Origin of the sequence: Hymenobacter algoricola, assembly GCF_039539525.1 — a bacterium.
Taxonomy (GTDB): Bacteria; Bacteroidota; Bacteroidia; order Cytophagales; family Hymenobacteraceae; genus Hymenobacter; species Hymenobacter algoricola.
In genome coordinates, this window is sequence record NZ_BAABDH010000013.1 from 22,469 (window position 1) to 40,648 (window position 18,180).

Here is an 18,180-nt window from a genome sequence, read left to right on the forward strand (position 1 = left end):
CTATTCAGAAAGGAATGCAAAAGTAAACATTCGGGGCGGGGCGAAAGATTCGCCGGGGTTAATAATTGATTACCCCGTTTTCTATTCAGATTGCTGGTTGCGGCGACCGGCGGCAGCCCACCACGCTGCCAGATAGGCCACGTATCCGCCGATGGCAGTAAATAAGCCACCACGTACTGGTCTTCCGTCGTGAATGATTGACCAAAGTATGAAAGCTACTGCAACTGAAAAAACGACCAGCACAACTGTAGCGGCCGGCTTTTCAAAAAAAGTCTTTTCCCGCCGAATTGGCCAGCCTGCTCCCACTTCGGCGCCAAAGTTCTGCTGGCCCACCAGGCGCTCAAACTCCCTAGCTAAAGCCTGTATATCGTCATCGGGGCACAACACGTCGTTATGACGCAACACCACCTTTTCCCCCGATTGCAGTCGAAGCCGGAACCGCTGGTTGTTGCTAAAGTCCTCGTATAGATAGGATGCTACTTGGTCAAGCTTAATCTGCTGCTTGCTTGGAGAGCCAGATGCCTGAATGGAGAGTGAATCAGCATTTAACAGCATGAACACTGGCTTAACCGCCAGCTTTCTAATCAGAAAACACCCCAGCGCAAGCCAGATTAGCCCCCAGGCAACCAGGAATACTTTCGAGTTGTGCAGGCCGTATGGCAAAAGCCAGATACTCCCGGCAAAAAGCAGTGTGCCGCCCAGCAGAACGCCTAAAGAAACCACTGGCCTAAATGCCTGAATCGTGTAGTTACCCTTGTCCATCAGTTATTAATCACGCTCTTAGCTACCGCTTCTCCTCTACCCCCAGCCCAAACAGGGCGAAGTCGTACTTCACCGGGTCAGCAGCATCGAAGCGGCGCAGGTTCTCGGTCAGCTCCTCGGCGGCGCGCCAGTCGACCACGGGGCGGGTGAGCAGGCCCAGCTGCCGGGCCTGGCGCTCCACGTGCACGTCGATGGGGCAGATTAACTCGGCCGCGGGCAGGCGGGTCCAGAGGCCGAAGTCGACGCCCCGGTCGTCGGGGCGCACCAGCCAGCGCAGGTACATGTTCACGCGCTTGCAGGCCGAGCCGCGGGCGGGCGTGGCCACGTGCTTGCGGGTGCGCTGGGGCGCGTCGGGCAGGCTGAAGAACAGGGTATGGAAATTTTCCAGCCGCTCCCGCTGGGTGTTGCCATGCATAAAAGCATCTTCCAGGGTATCATGCTCCGCATAGTACCAGCGCAGCCAGTGCACGAAGTAGAGCAGGTCGGTGTCGCAGAACGTGCGGTGGCAGAAGCCGAGCAGCTTTTTGAGGTCCTCGTCCTGGTGCTGGGTGACGAACTGGTGGGGCGCGTCGTCCATGCGGCGCAGCAGCTCGGTGACTTTACTGATGATAGTGGGCCGGCGGCCCCAGGCCAGCAGGGCGGCAAACAGGGCGCTGATTTCCACGTCGGCCCGCTGGGTGAAGCGGTGGGGAATGCTGATGGGGTCATTGTGGATAAAAGCGGGCCGGTCGTAATGGTCGTAGCGCTCCTCCAGCAGCTGCAGGGTCTGGGCGTGGGTCATGTTGTTAGCTACAAGCCTCAAGCTGCAAGCTTTTATGCTGATAATTGCCGATGCTTGCCGCTTGAGGCTTACAGCTTGTAGCTCCCTTACGGTACGTAGGAGGTTTCGACGCGGAAGCGCGAGTCGGGCGTGGCCAGCTTCTGCACGGCCCGGCGGGAGATGCGCACCAGCACGTTGCTGTTTTCGCCGGTGTCGGGCAGCTGCCCAATCACGCGCACGTACACCGACTGCCCGTTCATGATGTTGCGCACCTGCATGATGGTGCCCACCGGGGCGGTTTTGTGCAGGGCCAGGTACTTGTCGGTGCCGCCGCCTTCGATGACGGCCGCCAGTCCGCTTTCCTTCACTTTGCGCACTATCTCACTGGCGCGCTCGGGCGTCTCTTCCTTCTCCGCCGGCGGGGCTGCCGGGGGCGTGGCCGCGGCGGCGTCCTTTTCTTTGTCCTTCTCCCCTTCGTCGGCCCGCTCGGGGCGGTTGGTCGGGGTGGGTGCGGCTTTCACCGGCGCCGCCGCCGCCACCGGAGCAGCCTCGGGGGTTGATGCCCCGCCGGCGGGCACGATTATCAGCGTCTGGCCAATGCGGACGCCGGCGGTGGCGGCCAGGTTATTCTGGCGGGCAATGTCGGCGGGCGTCAGGCCGAAGCTGCGGGCAATGGAGAAGAGCGTCTGGCCTTTTTCCACCTTGTACACCCGGTTGCCCCGGGCGTCGGTGGCAAGGCCTTTGGCGGCCGGATTGGGGGCGGCAGCGGCAGCCGCCGTGGCCCTGGGGGCGGCGGGAGTGGAAAGCACCACGCGGGGGCGCGGCACCAGCACAATCTGGCCCGCCCCGAGGGCGCCTTCCAGCTTGGGGTTGGCTTCCACGATCTGGTCGACGGGTACTTTGTAGCGGCGGGCAATACCGTAGAGCGTTTCGCCGGGCATCACGCGGTGCCTGATCAGCACTTTATTGTTGCGGTACTCCACGCCGATAGAATCGGGCAGGGAAAGGGGCCGCAGAGCGGCGGAAGCGGCAAAACCAGAGAAGGCGAAAGCGGCAAACAGCAACGAAAAGCGAATCATACGGACGGTTTGCAAGGGAAAGGCCACGGGATGAAACAGGTGGGGCAGCCCGCGGCCCGCAAAGTAAATGCTGCCGAAAGATAAATAAATTAATCCTGGCCCAGACAGCCCAAACGAGCAGAGTAGCCGGGTACTTTGCCCGGCAGCCGCCTGAGCCGGACGCCGGCCAGGGGCTTAGCCAATTTGACGCCACTTTGCTTGGGCCGCCAAAATCCCGCTACTTTCGGACTCCGCACCTTTTCTTCCGGCCTGTCTACCCGCTCCCATGCTCCACGCCATCGGCATCATCCCCGCCCGCTACGCCTCCACCCGCCTGCCCGGCAAGCCGTTGGTAGACTTAGGCGGCAAGTCCATGATTCAGCGCGTGGTGGAGCAGGCCCGGCAGGCCCACCTGAGCCGGGTGGTGGTGGCTACCGACGACGAGCGGATCCTGCGCCACGTGGAAAGCTTCGGCGGCGAGGCCGTGCTCACCGCCGCCGACCACCCCAGCGGCACCGACCGGGTGTTCGACGCCTACCGCCAGCTCGGCGTGGTGGCCGACTGCATCATCAACATCCAGGGCGACGAGCCCTTCATTCATCCGGCCCAGATCAACGCGCTGGTGGCCCTGTTTGAGACGGAGCCCCGGCCCCAACTGGCCACGCTGGTCAAGCCGGTCATCAGCGCCGAGGAGCTGTTCAGTCCCCACCTACCCAAAGTGGTGCTCGATGCCCAGGGCTACGCGCTGTACTTCAGCCGCCACCCGCTGCCCTACCAGCGCCAGCACGAGGCGGCGCACTGGCTGGGCTGCCACCGCTACCTGCGCCACATCGGCCTGTATGCCTACCGCCCCGACGTGCTGGCCGACATCACCCTGCTGCCGCCTTCCACGCTGGAGCTGGCCGAAAGCCTGGAGCAGCTGCGCTGGCTGGAAAACGGCTACCGCATCCTGACGGCCGAAACCACCCTCGAAACCATCGGCATCGACACGCCGGAAGACGTGGAAAGGGCGCTGGCCCAATTAAAAATTGAGCAGTAGAAACTAAAGCCAGCCATTCACTGGCGCATGTAATAAGCTCTGAACGACCCGTTTTTTAATTCTTAATTACTACTTAACTCTACCCACCGGCTTTCTTGGCCTTGTACTTCTGCTCCAGCAGCACGGCCAGCACTTTGTCGCGGAAGTCGCCCTGGAGCAGGATTTCGCCGCCCTTGGCGCTGCCGCCTACGCCGCACTTGGTTTTGAGCAGCTTGCCCAGGGTTTGCAGGTCGGCGTCCTGGCCCACGAAGCCGGTGATGAGCGTGACCTGCTTGCCCCCGCGCGCCTTTTTATCGAGCTGCACGCGCAGGTTCTGCTGCTGGGGCAGCAGCGTCGGGGTTTCTTCGTCGGCGCCGTGCTGGTACTCGAAGTCGGAGTTGGTCGAGTACACGACGCCTTCGCGGCCGCGGCGGTTTTTATCGTCTTTCATGCGGTGAAACGGCGGAATAGTGAAATGGGGCGTTAGCCTTGGGGCGGCGCCGGTGGCGCAAGTTGCGCAATCAGGCCGTCAACTGCCCGGCTTTAGGTGGCTACTTCCAGGGCCAGCGGCGTCAGCGCTACTTCAAAGTCCTGGGCCGCTGCCACGTAGTCGCCGTCGACGTGGAAGCCCAGCGGGGCGGCGGCCTGCACCCGGATGTGGCGGCTGGTATGAAACACCGCCGCCCCGGAAGCCGGCAGGTTGCCCAGCGCCAGACCCAGGCTCACGCGCACCGCCCGCACAATCGGCAGCGAGTCAATCAGGCACAGGTCCAGCAGGCCGTCCCGGATGTCGGCCAGGGGGGCAATGTAGGCGTTGTTGCCGTACTGGGCGGCGTTGGCGAAGGCCAGCACGTAGCAGTCGGTGTGCAGGGTTTCTCCATTCAACGTCACGGTCACGGCGGTGGAGCGGTAGTGGCGGTACTCGCGCAGCGCCACTTTCACGTAGGTGCTCAGCCCGCGGGTGCCGGCCTCGGCAAAGCACTTGCTCACGTGGGCATCAAACCCCAGCCCGGCGGTGCAGAAAAAGGCCCGGCCGTTGATGTGGCCCACGTCGATGCGCTGGAAGGTGGGGCGGCACACGCGCTGCACGGCGGCGGGCAGCGCCAGCGGAATGCGCAGGTGCCGGGCCAGCCCGTTGCCGGAGCCCCGCGGAACGATGCCCAGCGCCGTCGTGGTGCCCAGCAGGCCGCGGCCCACTTCGTTCACGGTCCCATCACCGCCCACCGCCACGACGGTACGGAACCCCTCGGCTGCGGCCTGCCGGGCCAGCTGCTCGGCGTGGCCGGCATAGCGCGTGAGCCGGATTTCGTGGTCCACATCGTCGGCATCGAGGCAGTGGGTGATGAGCGCGGGCACGTCCTGCCGCCGGTCGGTGCCCGAGTTGGGATTGATCAGAAAGCAGATACGGGGCTTGGCAGGCATAGTCGGCAGAAACGCGGCGGGCCGGGAAAGGTTGGCCGCCCTGTGCGGGGCAGGGAATAGAAATGAGAAAAGCCTGCCCGAACCGGGCAGGCCTCTCCTACTTGGTCGCCTTCGGCAACGCTTACTTGGTCATGGCCTCACCCAGCTTCTGGATCAGGTCGGCCGTGCGGGTGCTGTAGCCGGTTTCGTTGTCGTACCAGCCGATTACCTTGGCCAGCGTGCCGCTGGCCGACGTCAGCTCCGAGTCGAAGATGCAGCTGTGCGGGTTGCCCACGATGTCGATGCTCACAATCGGGTCGGTGGTGTACTCAATGATGCCTTTCATCGGGCCATCGGCGGCGGCCTTGAGGGCGGCGTTGATCTGCTCTTTGGTGGCTTCTTTCTTCAGCACCACGGTCAGGTCGGTCATCGAGCCATCGGGCACGGGCACGCGCATGGCCAGACCGTCGAGCTTGCCCTTCAGCTGGGGCAGCACCAGGCCGACGGCTTTGGCGGCGCCGGTGCTGGTCGGGATGATGCTGTAAGCGGCGGCGCGGGCGCGGCGCAGGTCTTTGTGGGGCGCGTCCTGCAGGTTCTGGTCGGAGGTGTAGGCGTGCACCGTGGTGATGTAGCCTTTCTCGATGCCGAATACCTCATCCAATACCTTGGCCATCGGGGCCAGGCAGTTGGTGGTGCAGCTGGCGTTCGAAATGATGGTCTCGTCGCCGGTCAGGATGTCTTCGTTGACGCCCAGCACGACGGTAGGAATGTCGCCGGTGGCCGGAGCCGAAATCACGACTTTCTTGGCCCCCGCGGTGATGTGCTGGCCGGCGCCGGCCTCATCCACGAAGCGGCCCGTAGATTCGAGGACTACGTCCACGCCCATTTTGCCCCAGGGCAGCAGCTTGGGGTCACGCTCGGCCAGGGCCGCGATGCGCACGCCGTTGACCGTCAGGCTTTCCTCGTCGTAGGTTACCGTGCCGTCGAAGCGGCCGTGTACCGAGTCGTACTTCAGCAGGTGGGCCAGCGTCTTATTATCGGTGAGGTCGTTGATGGCGACTACTTCCACGTTGTCGCGGCCGAGCAGCGACTTGAACGTCAGGCGGCCAATGCGGCCGAAGCCGTTGATGGCAACTTTGATTTTAGCCATAATTTAGAGAAAAATGGGGTTAACGGCGCACGGTGGCGCCGAGTGGAAACGCGGAGCGAAGGTACAGGGCCCATCTAACTTCGCCAAATCAATCCCGATCTTACCGAATACCAATGCCGAAAGGCCCGTCCGGCCGGCTACCGGCACCGCCGCAATCCTGGTTTCTGCGGCGCGGCAGCCAGCGCAATGTGGCAGCACCGGCAAAATTTTTCCCCTGAAAGTCAGCCTATTTGCTTGCGGCGGCACTTTTTTTTGGAAGCGGGTATTGCGCCGGGGCATTCGGCTGCTACCTTTGCATCATCAAAACGAACAAGGAGTCTTTATCCGGTCCGTTCGTCTAGGGGTTAGGACAGTAGATTTTCATTCTACCAACAGGGGTTCGATTCCCCTACGGACTACTACCCCCTCGTTTTGAGAACAGCAAAAAGCCCGTTTCCTGCCTGGAGACGGGCTTTTTGCTGTTCCAGCTTTTTGGTTCAGGCCGGCTGGCCAGCTTTTGTCTTAGCCGGCCCGGCGGCCCGGCCCCGGCCGCTGAAACAGCCTCTGTGGCAGCGTACCAGTCACCTTTGTTTTCTGCCTAAGTGCAAGCGGCGCCGGATTCCGGCCGCCGTCGCCCTTAAAATCCTGCCATAAGTTTGCCGCAGGTATTGCACTGCACCGCTACGTTATTACCTTTGCATCACCAAAACGAACAAGGAGTCTTTATCCGGTCCGTTCGTCTAGGGGTTAGGACAGTAGATTTTCATTCTACCAACAGGGGTTCGATTCCCCTACGGACTACTACCCCCTCGTTTTGAGAATAATGGAAATCCCCCTGGGCAGCCTGCTCCGGGGGATTTTTGCTTTGCGGCCGGGTCGGGGTAGTTCCTGCGGCTGCTGGGCCACCGGGCCCGGCCACTGCCGGGTGCCGACTCTCACCCCGGGCTCCCGCCTCGAAATCAGAGCAGCGAAAGAGGATCCGGCCGCAGGCGGCTTTCGAAGACGTGGGCAATATTCTGCGCCCGCAGCCGGGCCTCATCGGCCACCGGCCCCGCAAACAGCTCCGCCACGGTGCCCTGAAACAGGCTTAGCCAGCGCTGAAAATGCTCCCCGGCAATGGGCAGCGGAATATGCTTGAGAAAGGGCTGCCCGCGGTAGCGCGAGGTGTGCAGCAGCAGGCTGCTCCAGAAATCGTACATCTGCGGCAGGTGGGCCGGCCAGTCGACGTGGGCAAAATCGTTGAAGACCGGGGCCAGCAGCGGGTCGGCGTTGACTTTGTCGTAAAACGCGTCTACGAGCCGCTTAATATCGGCTTCGGTCTGGATATCGGGGCGGGCAGCAGCCATATAAAACGCAGAAAGCAGGGAGAAAAGCAGCCCGACCAGGCCGGGCAGCGCACCAGCAACGCCCACCGCCGCGGCAAAGATCCGCATTGGCGGCGGCAAAACGGGGCCGGGCCAGGCCGGGCCGGCAAGGATTATGGGCATTGCTGCACGGGGCCGACCCGCAATTATGGGCTGAATCCGGAAATTTTGCTGGTGTACTCAGGATCTGTGTCGTTCTTTAGCGCCATCGGGCATTCTTAGCACCCTTTCACGCACGGACCCATGGCCGCCAAAAAGCAGCAAACTTCTCTTCGCGACTTGGCTCGGCACCTGAGCTTATCGACGTCCACGGTATCGCGGGCTCTGGCCGACCACCGCGACATCAGCGAGGTGACCAAGCAGCGGGTCCGGCAGGCCGCCCAGGAGCTCAGCTACCGGCCCAACCAGCTGGCCGCCGCCCTGCGCCGGGGGCACAGCAAAACCGTGGGCGTCATTGTGCCCCACATCAACGGCTACTTCTTTCCGGCCGTGATGAACGGCATCGAGAAAGTAGCCACCCGCGAAGGCTTCAGCGTGATGATGTGCCAGTCGAATGAGGATCTGCGCCGGGAGCAGCAGAACATCGACACGCTGCTGGCCGCGCAGGTGGAAGGAATCCTGCTGTCAGTGTCGGCCACCACGTTTGGGGAAGTAGCCCACTTCGAGCAGGTGCGCCGCCAGGGGGTGCCGCTGGTGTTCTTCGACCGCGCCCCGGCCCTGCCCCAGGCGACGGCCGTCGTCCTCGACGATTTTCAGGGCGCGTTTCAGGCCGTCAGCCACCTTATCGAGCAGGGCTGCCGCCGCATCATGCACCTGGCCGGCCCCCAGCACCTGAACACCAGCCGCAACCGCTTTCTGGGTTACCAGGCCGCGCTGGCCGCCCACGGCCTGCCCTGCGCCGACAGCTTCGTCTACTCCCTGCCCGCCCTCACCCACGCGGCCGGGCGCCAGGGCATGCTGCACCTGCTCGGCACCGAGTCCACCCTCGACGCCGTATTTGCCGCCTACGCCATTCCCTCGGTGGGGGCCCTGGAAGTGCTGCGCGAGCAGCAGCGGCGCGTGCCCCAGGACATTGCCTTTGCCTGCTTCAGCAACGAGCCCTTCACCGCCATGCTGCAGCCCCAGCTGACGGTAGTCGACCAGCGGGCCGAGCAGATGGGCGAAACCGCCGTGCGCCTGTTTCTGCAGCTGCTCAAGCGGGGCCCGGACTACCTGCCCCCGCCGCTGGTGCTCAAGCCCGAGCTCATCATCCGGGGCTCGTCGTTGCACCAGGCCCCGGCGCGGCCGGTGGGCGCCTAGCGCGGCGGCCTTCTCTGCTTTCAGTTCATCCGTTCTATTTCCCTATACCTTTGCCTTTATGAGCTCTGAAGTTTCCAAGCAGCAGCTATTCCAGCAAACCGAGCGGCAGCTCCGCCAGCGGGGCTTCGGCATCGTCCGCCAGGACCAGGCCCGGCCCTGGGGCGGCTTTTTCGTGCTGGATGAAGCCCAGGCCCAGGATTTCGCCGATACCTACTTCGACGGCCTGCCGGTGGAGCAGCTGCGCATTGCGGGTCAGCTAAGCCCCAAAATCCTGCTCGTAGCGCCCCACCAGCGCCTGTCGTGGCAGTACCACCACCGCCGGGCCGAAATCTGGAAGGTGGTGCACGGCCCGGTTGGCGTAGTCACGAGCCCCACCGACACCGAGGGCGAGCTGAAAACCTACCTGCCCGGGCAGCTGATTGTGCTCCGCCAAGGGGAGCGGCACCGCCTGGTGGGCCTCGACGGCTGGGGCACCATCGCCGAAATCTGGCAACATACCGACGCCGAGCGCCCTTCCGACGAGGACGACATCGTGCGGGTGCAGGACGACTTCGGCCGGTAAGCCGCCGGCCGTGGCAGGCGGTATGGGCTGGCGGCGAGTCCGGCATTTCCGTTTTTTCTACCGGGTAAACCGGGCGGCTTCGGCCTTCCCGACCGACCTTTGTCCCATGCACACCCTCGAACAACTCCGCACCGGGCAGCTGGCCGGCACCCGCCGCCTCGATCTGGCGGCGGGCCTGACGGAGTTTCCCCGCGAAATATTCGACCTGGCCGATACGCTGGAAATCCTGAACCTGTCGGGCAATGCCCTTGCCACGCTGCCCGCCGACCTGGGCCGGCTCCGGCACCTGCGTATCCTGTTCTGCTCCGACAACCTGTTTACTGCCGTCCCGGAATGCCTCGGGCAGTGCCCGCAGCTGAGCATGGTGGGCTTCAAGGCCAACCAGATCCGGACGCTGCCCGCCGCGGCCCTGCCCCCGCAGCTGCGCTGGCTGATTCTGACTGACAACCAGCTGGAAGAAGTACCGGCCGAAATCGGCAGTTGCGCCCAGCTGCAGAAGCTGATGCTGGCCGGCAACCGCCTGCGCACCCTGCCCGAAACCCTGGCCCGCTGCACCAGGCTGGAGCTGCTGCGCCTGGCGGCCAACGAGTTTGCCGCCCTGCCCGCCTGGCTGCTGAGCATGCCCCGGCTGAGCTGGCTGGCCTACGCCGGCAACCCCTTCTGCGACGCGCTGGAAGCCGCCGCGCTGGCCCAACATCCTATTAAAACCATTGCCTGGGACAGCCTGACCATCGGGCAGCAGCTGGGCGAAGGCGCTTCCGGGGTTATCTACCGGGCCCAGTGGCAGCCTGCCGGGGCCACGCCGCCCACGGCCGTGGCCGTCAAGCTGTTCAAGGGCGCCCTGACCAGTGACGGGCTGCCGCACTCCGAAATGGCGGCCTGCATCAGCGCCGGCCCCCACCCTCACCTGATTGGCGTGGCGGGGAAAATAGCCGGCCACCCCCACAAGGCGGAAGGGCTGGTGCTGGCCTTGTTTGATCCAGCCTTTACCAACCTGGCCGGGCCGCCCAGCTTCGCCTCCTGCACCCGCGACGTGTACGCTCCCGCGGCCGTCTTTACGCTGCCCACCGCCCTGCGCATTGCCCGCGGGGTGGCCGCCGCCGCCGCCCACCTGCACGCCCGCGGCATCCTGCACGGCGACCTGTACGCCCACAACATCGTGACCACGCCCCCCGGGGAAAGCCTGCTGGGCGACTTTGGGGCCGCCGGCTTCTTCGCTGTCCGGGACGCGGAAACGGCCCGGGCGCTGCAGCAGCTGGAGGTGCGCGCCTTTGCCTGCCTGCTCGAGGAGCTGCTGGACCGCTGCCCTGCTACCGCCGCGGCCGCGGCCGCCCCGTTGCGCGACTTGCAGCAGCGCTGTGCCCAGCCCGCCGTGGCCGCCCGGCCGCTGTTTGCCGAGATTGAAGCGGTGCTGGCGGCCGTGCAGCAAACGTTGTCCGCGGCCGCTGAGCTTCGGTAAGCTTTCCGGCAGCTGGTCCTGTCTACGGCTCAGGCGGCGGAGAATTGTCTTACTTATCGGTCCTTTGCCCGGCCACTTCCGCTTTTTACCTGCTCGATGCCCGCTGCTGCCCCTACCCCTGTTGACCTGCGCACCGTTGACGTGACGCGCTACGTGACTCCGCTGCGCGAAGGCGGCTCCCTGCCGGCCCTGGTAGAGGCCGACGACGGCTTTCTGTACGTGCTCAAGTTTCGGGGCGCGGGCCAGGGCATCAAGGCGCTGGTAGCCGAGCTGATTGTGGGCGAGCTGGCCCGGGCCCTGGGGCTGCGGGTGCCGGAGCTGGTGTTCTGCCAGCTTGATGAGGCCTTTGGCCGCACCGAGCCCGACGAGGAAATCCAGGACCTGTTGCGGGCCAGCACCGGCCGCAACCTGGCCCTGCACTACCTCTCGGGCGCCATCACCTTCGACGCGCTGGTCACCACCGTGGAGCCCGAGCTGGCTTCGCTGGTGGTGTGGCTCGACTGCCTGACGCTAAACGTGGACCGCACGGCCCGCAACACCAACCTGCTCATGTGGCACAAGGAGCTCTGGCTGATCGACCACGGCGCGGCCCTGTACGTGCACCACGCCGGCCCGGGCTGGGAAAGGCCCGGGCACCGCCCGTTCGCGCAGGTCAAGGACCACGTGCTGCTGCCCCGGGCGGCCGAGCTGGCCGCCGCCGATGCCCGGGGCCACGCCTGCCTCACCCCGGAGCGCCTGCGCGCCATCGTGGCGCTGGTTCCCGACGAGTGGCTGACGGAAGCCGGCGACGACGCCCCCGCCGAGCAGCAGCGCGCGGCTTACGTGCAGTTTTTGGAAAACCGCCTCGCCGCCTCAGAAACCTTTGTTCAGGAAGCCCAAGATGCCCGGAAAGCACTTATTTGAGTACGCCGTGCTGCGCGTAGTGCCCCGCGTGGAGCGCGAGGAGTTCCTCAACGTGGGCGTTATCGTGTACTGCGCCGCCGAGGGCTTTCTGCAAACCCGCTTCACGCTGCCCGAAGCCCGCCTGCGCGCCGTAGCCGGCCCCGAGTTTGACCTGGCCGAAATAACCCGCCGCCTGCAGGCCTTCGAGCAGATCTGCCGCGGGCGGCGGGAAGGCGGCCCCATCGGGCAGTTTGCGCTGGCCTCCCGCTTCCGCTGGTTGACGGCCACGCGCAGCACGGTGGTGCAAACCTCGGCCGTGCACCCGGGCCTGTGCCAGGACGCCGCCCAAACCCTGGAGCGCCTGCACCAGCAGCTGGTGCTGTAGCCCGCCGCCACCGGCGCCGTCCTGGGCAGACCGGGCCGAAGCTGAACTTCGTGGAGGCCGTTTGGGCAGTGAACCGGCCGGCTCCCTACTGCCCGTTTTCTCTCCCCTGAGTTGCTGCAATTGCGGTATATTTAGAGAATTAACTGCGCAACTAAAAGCCCCGGACCTGCCGATGAAGCACTTCTTCCTTTTTATATTCCTGCTGACGCTCAGCTTGTCCGGCCGCAGCGCCCAGCTTACGTTCCGCGTCGACATGAGCCAGCAGACCGTGCCGGCCACCGGCGTGCACGTGGCGGGCAACTTCCAGGCCGCGGCGGGCTTCTCGGCCGACTGGAATCCGGCCACGACCGTGCTCACCGACCCCGACAATGACCGGATTTATGAGTTGACCGTGACGGTGCCGGCGGGTACCTACCTCTATAAGTTCGTCAACGGCAACACCTGGGCCGGGGCCGAGCTGGTTTCTACCGACTGCGGCATCGCCGATGGCGGCGGCAACGTGAACCGGCAGGTGGTGCTGGGCGCCACCGGCCTGCGCCTGCCGCCCGTGCGCTTCGGCGGCTGCCTGACCCAGGTGACCCTGTCGGTGAACATGCGCGGGCAAACCGTGGCGGCCGGCGGCGTGCACGTTATCGGCAACTTCCAGACGATGGCCGGCTACGGCGCCAACTGGGACCCGACCACCATTGCCCTGCGCGACGGCAACGGCGACGGAATCTACGAGGTGCAGCTGGGGCTGCCCGCGCCCGGCCTGTTTCAGTACAAATTCGTGAATGGCACCACCCTGGCCGCCGCCGAGCAGGTGCCCGCCGCCTGCGGCGTCGACGACGGCGCGGGCAGCCGCAGCCGGGTGCTGGACGCCACGTCCCCCATCAACACCGTCCCGACGCTGTGCTTCGGCACCTGCACCGCCTGCGGCCCCTCGCCCACCAGCTACGCCACGCACTGGTGGAACGACGCGGTGTTCTACGAGGTGTTTGTGCGCAGCTTCTACGACACCAACGGCGACGGCAAAGGCGACTTTGCCGGCCTCACCGCCAAGCTCGACTACCTCAACGACGGCAACCCCGCCACCACCACCGACCTGGGCGTGACGGCGCTCTGGCTGATGCCCATGATGGAGTCGCCGAGCTACCACGGCTACGACGTGACCAACTACAAGGCTACCGAGCCCGACTACGGCACCATGGCCGAGTTTGAGACGTTTATGGCCGCCGCCCACGCCCGGGGCATCAAGGTCATTATCGACCTGGTGCTGAACCACTCCTCCAGCCGGCACCCCTGGTTTACGCAGTCGGCCAGCAGCCCCACCAACTCCTACCGCGACTGGTACCGCTGGTCGGCCACCTCGCCCGGGGCGGGCTGGTACCTGCGCAACGGCAGCTACTACTACGGCTACTTCTGGAGCGAAATGCCCGACCTGAACTGGCGCAATCCGCAGCTGAAAGCCGCCATGTGGGACGCCTCCCGCTTCTGGCTGCAGAAAGGCGTGGACGGCTACCGGCTGGACGCAGTGAAGTACCTGGTAGAAAACGGGCAGACCATTGAAAACACGCCCGAAACCCTGAGCCTCCTGGAAGAATTCCACGACTCGGTGCGGGCCGTGAATCCCAACGCCTTCACTATCGGCGAGGCCTGGTCCAACACGGCGGCGGTGCTGCCCTACGTGGTCGACGACCGGCTCGATGCCTGCTTCGAGTTTGACCTGTCCTCGGCCATTATCTCGGCCGTAAACTCGGGTTCGGCCACGGCGCTGCGCAACCAGCTGATGCTGGTCGACAACACCTACCCCAAGCTGCAGTACGGCACCTTTTTGACCAACCACGACCAGAACCGGGTGCTGGGGCTGCTCAGCGGCAACCTGGCCCGCATGAAGCAGGCCGCGGCCCTGTACCTGACCATGCCCGGCGTGCCCTTCCTGTACTACGGCGAGGAAGTGGGCATGCTCGGCACCGGCGTCGACGAAGACAAGCGCAAGCCCATGCAGTGGACGGCCAGCACCAACGCGGGCTTCACTACCGGCGCGCCGTGGCGGGCGCTGAACCCGAACTACGGGCAGTACAACGTGGCCAGCATGCAGGCCGACCCGACGTCGCTGCTTTCCCACTACAAAAAGCTCATCAGCCTGCGCACGGCCCAGCCGACGCTGCGCAAGGGCTACCTGGTGCCGGCCACCACTCCTTCTACCAGCCTGCTCAGCTTTGCGCGGGTCTATGAGCAGGAAGCCTCGGTAGTCGTGGCCAACCTCGGCAGCGCCGCCGCCGGCCAGCCGGCCGTATCACTGGCCGTGTCGTCGTTGACGGCGGGCTCTTATCAGGTTACGGAGCTGTACTCGGGGCAGTCGGCCGGGCAGGTAACGGTGGACGCCCAGGGCGGCTTCAGCGGCTGGAGCCCGACGCTGCCGGCGCTGGCCGGCAACCAGACCTGGGTGCTGCAGCTGAAATCGACTTCGCCAACGCCTACCAAAGCGGCCGCCAGCCTGGTCCTGGCGCTGTATCCCAATCCGGCCGGCAGCCAGGTTCGGGTCGAGCTGGCCCAGGCCTCCCCGGCCAAAGCCCAGCTCAAGGTGTACGACCTCACCGGCCGCCTGCTGCACACCATTCCCTTTGCCGGCCCCAGCCACACGCTCGACACCCGCGCCTGGGCCAACGGCACCTACTTCCTGCAGGTGCAAAGCGGCAAAAGCAGCTCGGTGCAGCGGCTGGTGGTAGCCCACTAACCCGAACCTGACCAGCCAGGAGCAGGCCCGCCGGAATCCGGCGGGCCTGTTCTTATTTTACCAGCTGGTTGCTCACGGCCCCCGTTTGCTTGTCGACGTTGAAGGCCGCTTTGTTGGGCAGGCGCCGGGCCCAGTCGGTGCGGGGCACCAGCACCTGCCACTGCGGGCCGGCTTCCCGCACCCGGGCCGAGTCGAGCTGGTAGAGGGCCGCGTTGGGCAGGCTCCGCACGTAGCTGGCGACGGCCGCGCGGGCCTGGTCGGCCGACGGGGCAGCGCTGACGGCGGCGGGCGTTTCCGAGACGGTGGGCGCGCCAGCAGCGGATTGGTCGGCGGCCGGCGGCGTGGTCTGGCAGCTGCCCAGCAGCAGGCCGGCGGCCAGCAGAAAACAGGAAGAGGCTTTTTTCATGCGCCAAAGAACGGCAGAAGCCCCCTGCCCGGGCGCCCGCAGCGCGGTCATTCATCATTGGATCAAACAAAACCGCCGGAGCATGCGCCCCGGCGGTTTTGTTTGATCGGGCGGGCTACGGCCTACGCCTGCCCCCGCAGCGGGGCCGACTGCAGCGCGGTCAGCACCGTGCGCAGGCCCTGCTCGGCATCGGCGCCGAGGTGGATGCGCAGCGTGCGGCGGTGGTAGTCGTGCAAAGCCTGCAGGTCGCCGGCGGCCTGGGCATTCTTGAACGTGCCGAAGGTGTAGGAACGGCCGGGCAGCGCCAGATCCACGCTTTGGGAATGGTCCTGGGTGAGCTGCACGAACAAACCCTGGTCGGGGCCGCCCTTGTGGTACTGGCCGGTGGAGTGCAGAAAGCGCGGGCCGTAGCCCGACGTGGTAGCCAGCTGCAGCTGCTCCTGCACCTGGGTGCGCAGGCTCTGCAGGCTCTCGTTCAGAGCTTCCGACTCCGTGACGTAGGCCTGGATGTTCATAAAGTCGCCGGGGCGGGCCTGGGCGAAGAAGTTGTGGAGTACTTCGGCCGCATTCTGGCCGGTGACGGCCGTGTAGTAGGCCACGCCGGCTTCGGTGACTTTCGGGGCCTCCCCTTCGGGCAGGCGGCCCTGCTCCTGCACCACCTGCATCAGGCTGTCGGTAGCCGTTTTGGCGGCCTGCACGTTGGGCTGGTCGAAGGGGTTGATTCCGAGCACGGCGCTGGCCACGGCCGTGGCCACTTCCCAGCGGAAGAACTCGGCGCCCAGGTCCAGCGCCTCGTCCATCAGAATGCGGATGATGGGGTGGCCGGCGGTTTCCAGGGCCAGCAGCGTCGTCCGGTTGTCGACATCAGCGTCGGTCTTGTAGCCCACGTACACGAATACGCGGTCCTGGCCGTAGACCTGCGGCTCGCGGGCCGGCTCGCCGGCGATCGGCAGGATGCCCTTGCCTTCCTTGCCGGTGCTTTCGGCAATGAGCTGCTCCAGCCACAAACCCAGGTCGCTGAGCGACTCGGGCACAATCAGGGTGAGCTTGTCGCGGCCTTGCTGGGCCAGCACGCCCAGGGCCACGCCCAGCGCCAGGCCGGGGTTGTGGTCGACGGCCCCGTAGGCGCCGGTGGCGCGCATCATGCGGATGGCGCGCTCCAGGATTTCGCCGATGTTGAGCCCGTACAGCGCCGCCGGCACCAGTCCGAAGTACGACAGCGCCGAGAACCGGCCGCCCACTTCGCTGAAGTTCAGAAAGATGCGGCGGTAGCCCTGCTCGGTGGCCGAGGTCACGAACTTGGACCCCGGGTCGGTAATGGCCACGAAGTTCTCGCCGGCCTTGTCGCCCTTGATTTGCTTGAGCCGGTCGTAGAAATAGTCGCCAAACGCCAGCGGCTCGGCCGTGGTGCCCGACTTGCTGGCCACGATAAACAGCGTGTCGGCCAGCGGCACCGACTCCTCGATCTGGCGCACCGTGCCGGGGTCGGTGGTGTCGAGCACCGACATGGGCAGGCCCTCGGCGCTTTTCTCAAACGACTCTTTGAACACAATCGGGGCCATGGTGCTGCCGCCCATGCCCATTACCACCACGTGCTTGAAGCCTGCGGCCTTTACTTCCTGCACAAACTGCTCGATTTCGGGCACGGCGCCCACCATCGTTTCGGCCACGCGCAGCCAGCCCATAAACGAGCGGATGCTGTGCTGCCCGGCTTCGTCCGGCACCCACAGGTCAGCTTTCTTGTCCCAGAAGCCAGTGGTGAAGTCTTGGGCATTGAGCTCCTGAAGCTTGGCGTCGACGGCGGGCTGGTACGGGCCCAGCTGCAGGGTTTGCCCGGTCACGGTGGCCTCCGTGGCCAGGGCGCGCTTCTGCTCGATGGACTGCATCAGCTTGGCGAAGGGCTCCTTGAACTTGGTGGCGCCGTCTTCTTCCAGGTGCTGGGTCAGGACTTCCAGGTCGAGGCCCAGCTCGGGCAGGCGGCGCAGTACTTCGCGGGTCTGGTCGAGGTTGTCTTCCAGCGTCACGGCCACCTGGCCGTGGGTGCGGAACAGGTCCAGCGTCTCGACGGGCACGGTGTTCACCGTGTGCGGGCCGATGAGGCCGTCGACGTAGCGCAGGTTGTCGTACTTGGGATTTTTGTTGCCGGTGCTGGCCCAGAGCAGGCGCTGGGTTGCGGCACCTTCGGCCGCCAGGGCTTCCCAGCGCGGGCCACTGAAAATCTGCTTGTAGAGCTGGTAGGCCTGCTTAGCGCTGGCCAGGGCCACCTCGCCCACCAGGCTTTGCGCCAGCTCTCCTTTCTCACCACCGGCGGCCGCCATCGTTTCCAGCTGGGGGTCGATGAGTACATCGATGCGGGAGAGGAAGAAGCTGGCCACCGAGTCGATGCGGCGGAGCGGCCGGCCGGCTTTCGCCCGGTCTTCGAGGCCCTGGATAAAGGCTTCGGCCACCAGCTGGTAGCGCTCCAGGCCGAAAATCAGGGTCACGTTCACGTTCACGCCCTCGGCAATGAGGCGGCGGATGGCGGGCAGCCCTTCGAGGGTGGCCGGCACCTTAATCATCACGTTGGGCCGGTCCACGGCTTGCCAGAGGGCCAGGCCCTCGGCGATGGTGCCGTCGGTGTCGTTGACCAGCTCGGGCGATACTTCGAGGCTCACGTAGCCGTCGGAGCCGTGGTCGGGGCCGTCGTAGAGGGGGCGAAACAGGTCGCAGGCGGCCTGCACGTCGGCCACGGCCAGGGCGGTGTAGATTTCGTCGGTAGTCTTGCCCTGCAGGGCCAGGGCCTTGATGGCCGAGTCGTAGTCGGTGCTGTCGCCGATGGCCTTGGCGAAGATGGCCGGATTCGAGGTCACCCCGCGCAGGGCTTCGTCGGTGATGCGGCGCTGCAGCTTGCCGTCGATGAGGATGGGGCGGCTGATAAAGTCCAGCCACAGGCTTTGGTCGAAGTCGCGGATAGCAACAAGTGGGTTCATAAACGTC

The 18,180-nt window shown here is 65.3% G+C and carries 16 protein-coding genes and 2 tRNA genes; 9 read left to right on the plus strand and 9 right to left on the minus strand.

The window, feature by feature from the left end; genetic code table 11:
- Positions 1-81 precede the first annotated feature (81 nt).
- The 3 genes from ABD842_RS03160 to ABD842_RS03170 all read right to left on the minus strand — a co-directional run bounded on the left by ABD842_RS03160 (position 82) and on the right by ABD842_RS03170 (position 2,601).
- Positions 82-762, minus strand: a complete 681-nt coding sequence (locus tag ABD842_RS03160; protein ID WP_345109953.1) for a hypothetical protein — start codon at positions 760-762, stop codon at positions 82-84.
- Between the two features lie 22 nt (positions 763-784).
- Entirely contained in the window at positions 785-1,543 is a 759-nt protein-coding gene (locus ABD842_RS03165) for a TIGR02757 family protein (RefSeq protein WP_345109956.1), read from the minus strand.
- 86 nt (positions 1,544-1,629) lie between these two features.
- The gene (locus ABD842_RS03170; RefSeq protein ID WP_345109959.1) at positions 1,630-2,601 is read right to left on the minus strand and encodes a LysM peptidoglycan-binding domain-containing protein; all 972 of its coding nucleotides are present in this window, start codon (positions 2,599-2,601) and stop codon (positions 1,630-1,632) included.
- Between the two features lie 265 nt (positions 2,602-2,866).
- On the opposite strand from ABD842_RS03170, the gene kdsB reads away from it, so the two are divergent.
- Positions 2,867-3,619 carry a 3-deoxy-manno-octulosonate cytidylyltransferase gene (gene kdsB / locus ABD842_RS03175; protein ID WP_345109961.1) on the plus strand — a complete coding sequence of 251 codons (753 nt, stop codon included), beginning with the start codon at positions 2,867-2,869 and terminating at the stop codon, positions 3,617-3,619.
- 79 nt (positions 3,620-3,698) lie between these two features.
- Here the strand turns inward: kdsB and ABD842_RS03180 are convergent, their stop codons facing one another.
- The 3 genes from ABD842_RS03180 to gap form a co-directional block, all read right to left on the minus strand.
- A complete protein-coding gene (locus ABD842_RS03180) occupies positions 3,699-4,049 on the minus strand; it encodes a translation initiation factor (RefSeq protein WP_345109964.1) in 351 nt (116 codons plus the stop codon).
- Between the two features lie 92 nt (positions 4,050-4,141).
- Entirely contained in the window at positions 4,142-5,020 is an 879-nt protein-coding gene (locus ABD842_RS03185; RefSeq protein WP_345109967.1) for a diacylglycerol/lipid kinase family protein, read from the minus strand.
- Between the two features lie 121 nt (positions 5,021-5,141).
- Positions 5,142-6,149 carry a type I glyceraldehyde-3-phosphate dehydrogenase gene (gene gap, locus ABD842_RS03190; RefSeq protein ID WP_345109970.1) on the minus strand — a complete coding sequence of 336 codons (1,008 nt, stop codon included), beginning with the start codon at positions 6,147-6,149 and terminating at the stop codon, positions 5,142-5,144.
- A 326-nt stretch (positions 6,150-6,475) separates the two neighbouring features.
- Here gap and ABD842_RS03195 point away from each other — a divergent pair.
- A tRNA-Glu gene (locus ABD842_RS03195) sits at positions 6,476-6,547 on the plus strand.
- 310 nt (positions 6,548-6,857) lie between these two features.
- Positions 6,858-6,929, plus strand: a tRNA-Glu gene (locus ABD842_RS03200).
- Positions 6,930-7,087: 158 nt separating this feature from the next.
- Here ABD842_RS03200 and ABD842_RS03205 read toward each other — a convergent pair.
- Positions 7,088-7,561, minus strand: coding sequence for a group III truncated hemoglobin (locus ABD842_RS03205; protein ID WP_345109973.1), 474 nt, complete (start codon positions 7,559-7,561; stop codon positions 7,088-7,090).
- Positions 7,562-7,771: 210 nt separating this feature from the next.
- Between ABD842_RS03205 and ABD842_RS03210 the strand changes: the two genes are divergently transcribed.
- The 6 genes from ABD842_RS03210 to ABD842_RS03235 all read left to right on the plus strand — a co-directional run bounded on the left by ABD842_RS03210 (position 7,772) and on the right by ABD842_RS03235 (position 14,798).
- Entirely contained in the window at positions 7,772-8,791 is a 1,020-nt protein-coding gene (locus ABD842_RS03210) for a LacI family DNA-binding transcriptional regulator (RefSeq protein WP_345109976.1), read from the plus strand.
- A 58-nt stretch (positions 8,792-8,849) separates the two neighbouring features.
- Entirely contained in the window at positions 8,850-9,353 is a 504-nt protein-coding gene (locus tag ABD842_RS03215; protein ID WP_345109979.1) for a cupin domain-containing protein, read from the plus strand.
- Between the two features lie 106 nt (positions 9,354-9,459).
- Positions 9,460-10,812, plus strand: a complete 1,353-nt coding sequence (locus ABD842_RS03220) for a leucine-rich repeat-containing protein kinase family protein (RefSeq protein WP_345109982.1) — start codon at positions 9,460-9,462, stop codon at positions 10,810-10,812.
- 96 nt (positions 10,813-10,908) lie between these two features.
- Positions 10,909-11,715, plus strand: a complete 807-nt coding sequence (locus ABD842_RS03225; protein WP_345109984.1) for a HipA family kinase — start codon at positions 10,909-10,911, stop codon at positions 11,713-11,715.
- Entirely contained in the window at positions 11,693-12,079 is a 387-nt protein-coding gene (locus ABD842_RS03230; RefSeq protein ID WP_345109987.1) for a DUF3037 domain-containing protein, read from the plus strand. Before ABD842_RS03225 ends, ABD842_RS03230 begins: the two co-directional genes overlap by 23 nt.
- Positions 12,080-12,251: 172 nt before the next feature.
- Positions 12,252-14,798 carry an alpha-amylase family glycosyl hydrolase gene (locus ABD842_RS03235; protein WP_345109989.1) on the plus strand — a complete coding sequence of 849 codons (2,547 nt, stop codon included), beginning with the start codon at positions 12,252-12,254 and terminating at the stop codon, positions 14,796-14,798.
- Positions 14,799-14,850: 52 nt separating this feature from the next.
- Here the strand turns inward: ABD842_RS03235 and ABD842_RS03240 are convergent, their stop codons facing one another.
- Positions 14,851-15,204: a hypothetical protein gene (locus ABD842_RS03240; protein WP_345109991.1), complete on the minus strand. Its 354-nt coding sequence runs from the start codon at positions 15,202-15,204 to the stop codon at positions 14,851-14,853.
- Positions 15,205-15,326: 122 nt separating this feature from the next.
- Positions 15,327-18,173 carry a bifunctional transaldolase/phosoglucose isomerase gene (locus ABD842_RS03245; RefSeq protein ID WP_345109994.1) on the minus strand — a complete coding sequence of 949 codons (2,847 nt, stop codon included), beginning with the start codon at positions 18,171-18,173 and terminating at the stop codon, positions 15,327-15,329.
- Positions 18,174-18,180 lie beyond the last annotated feature (7 nt).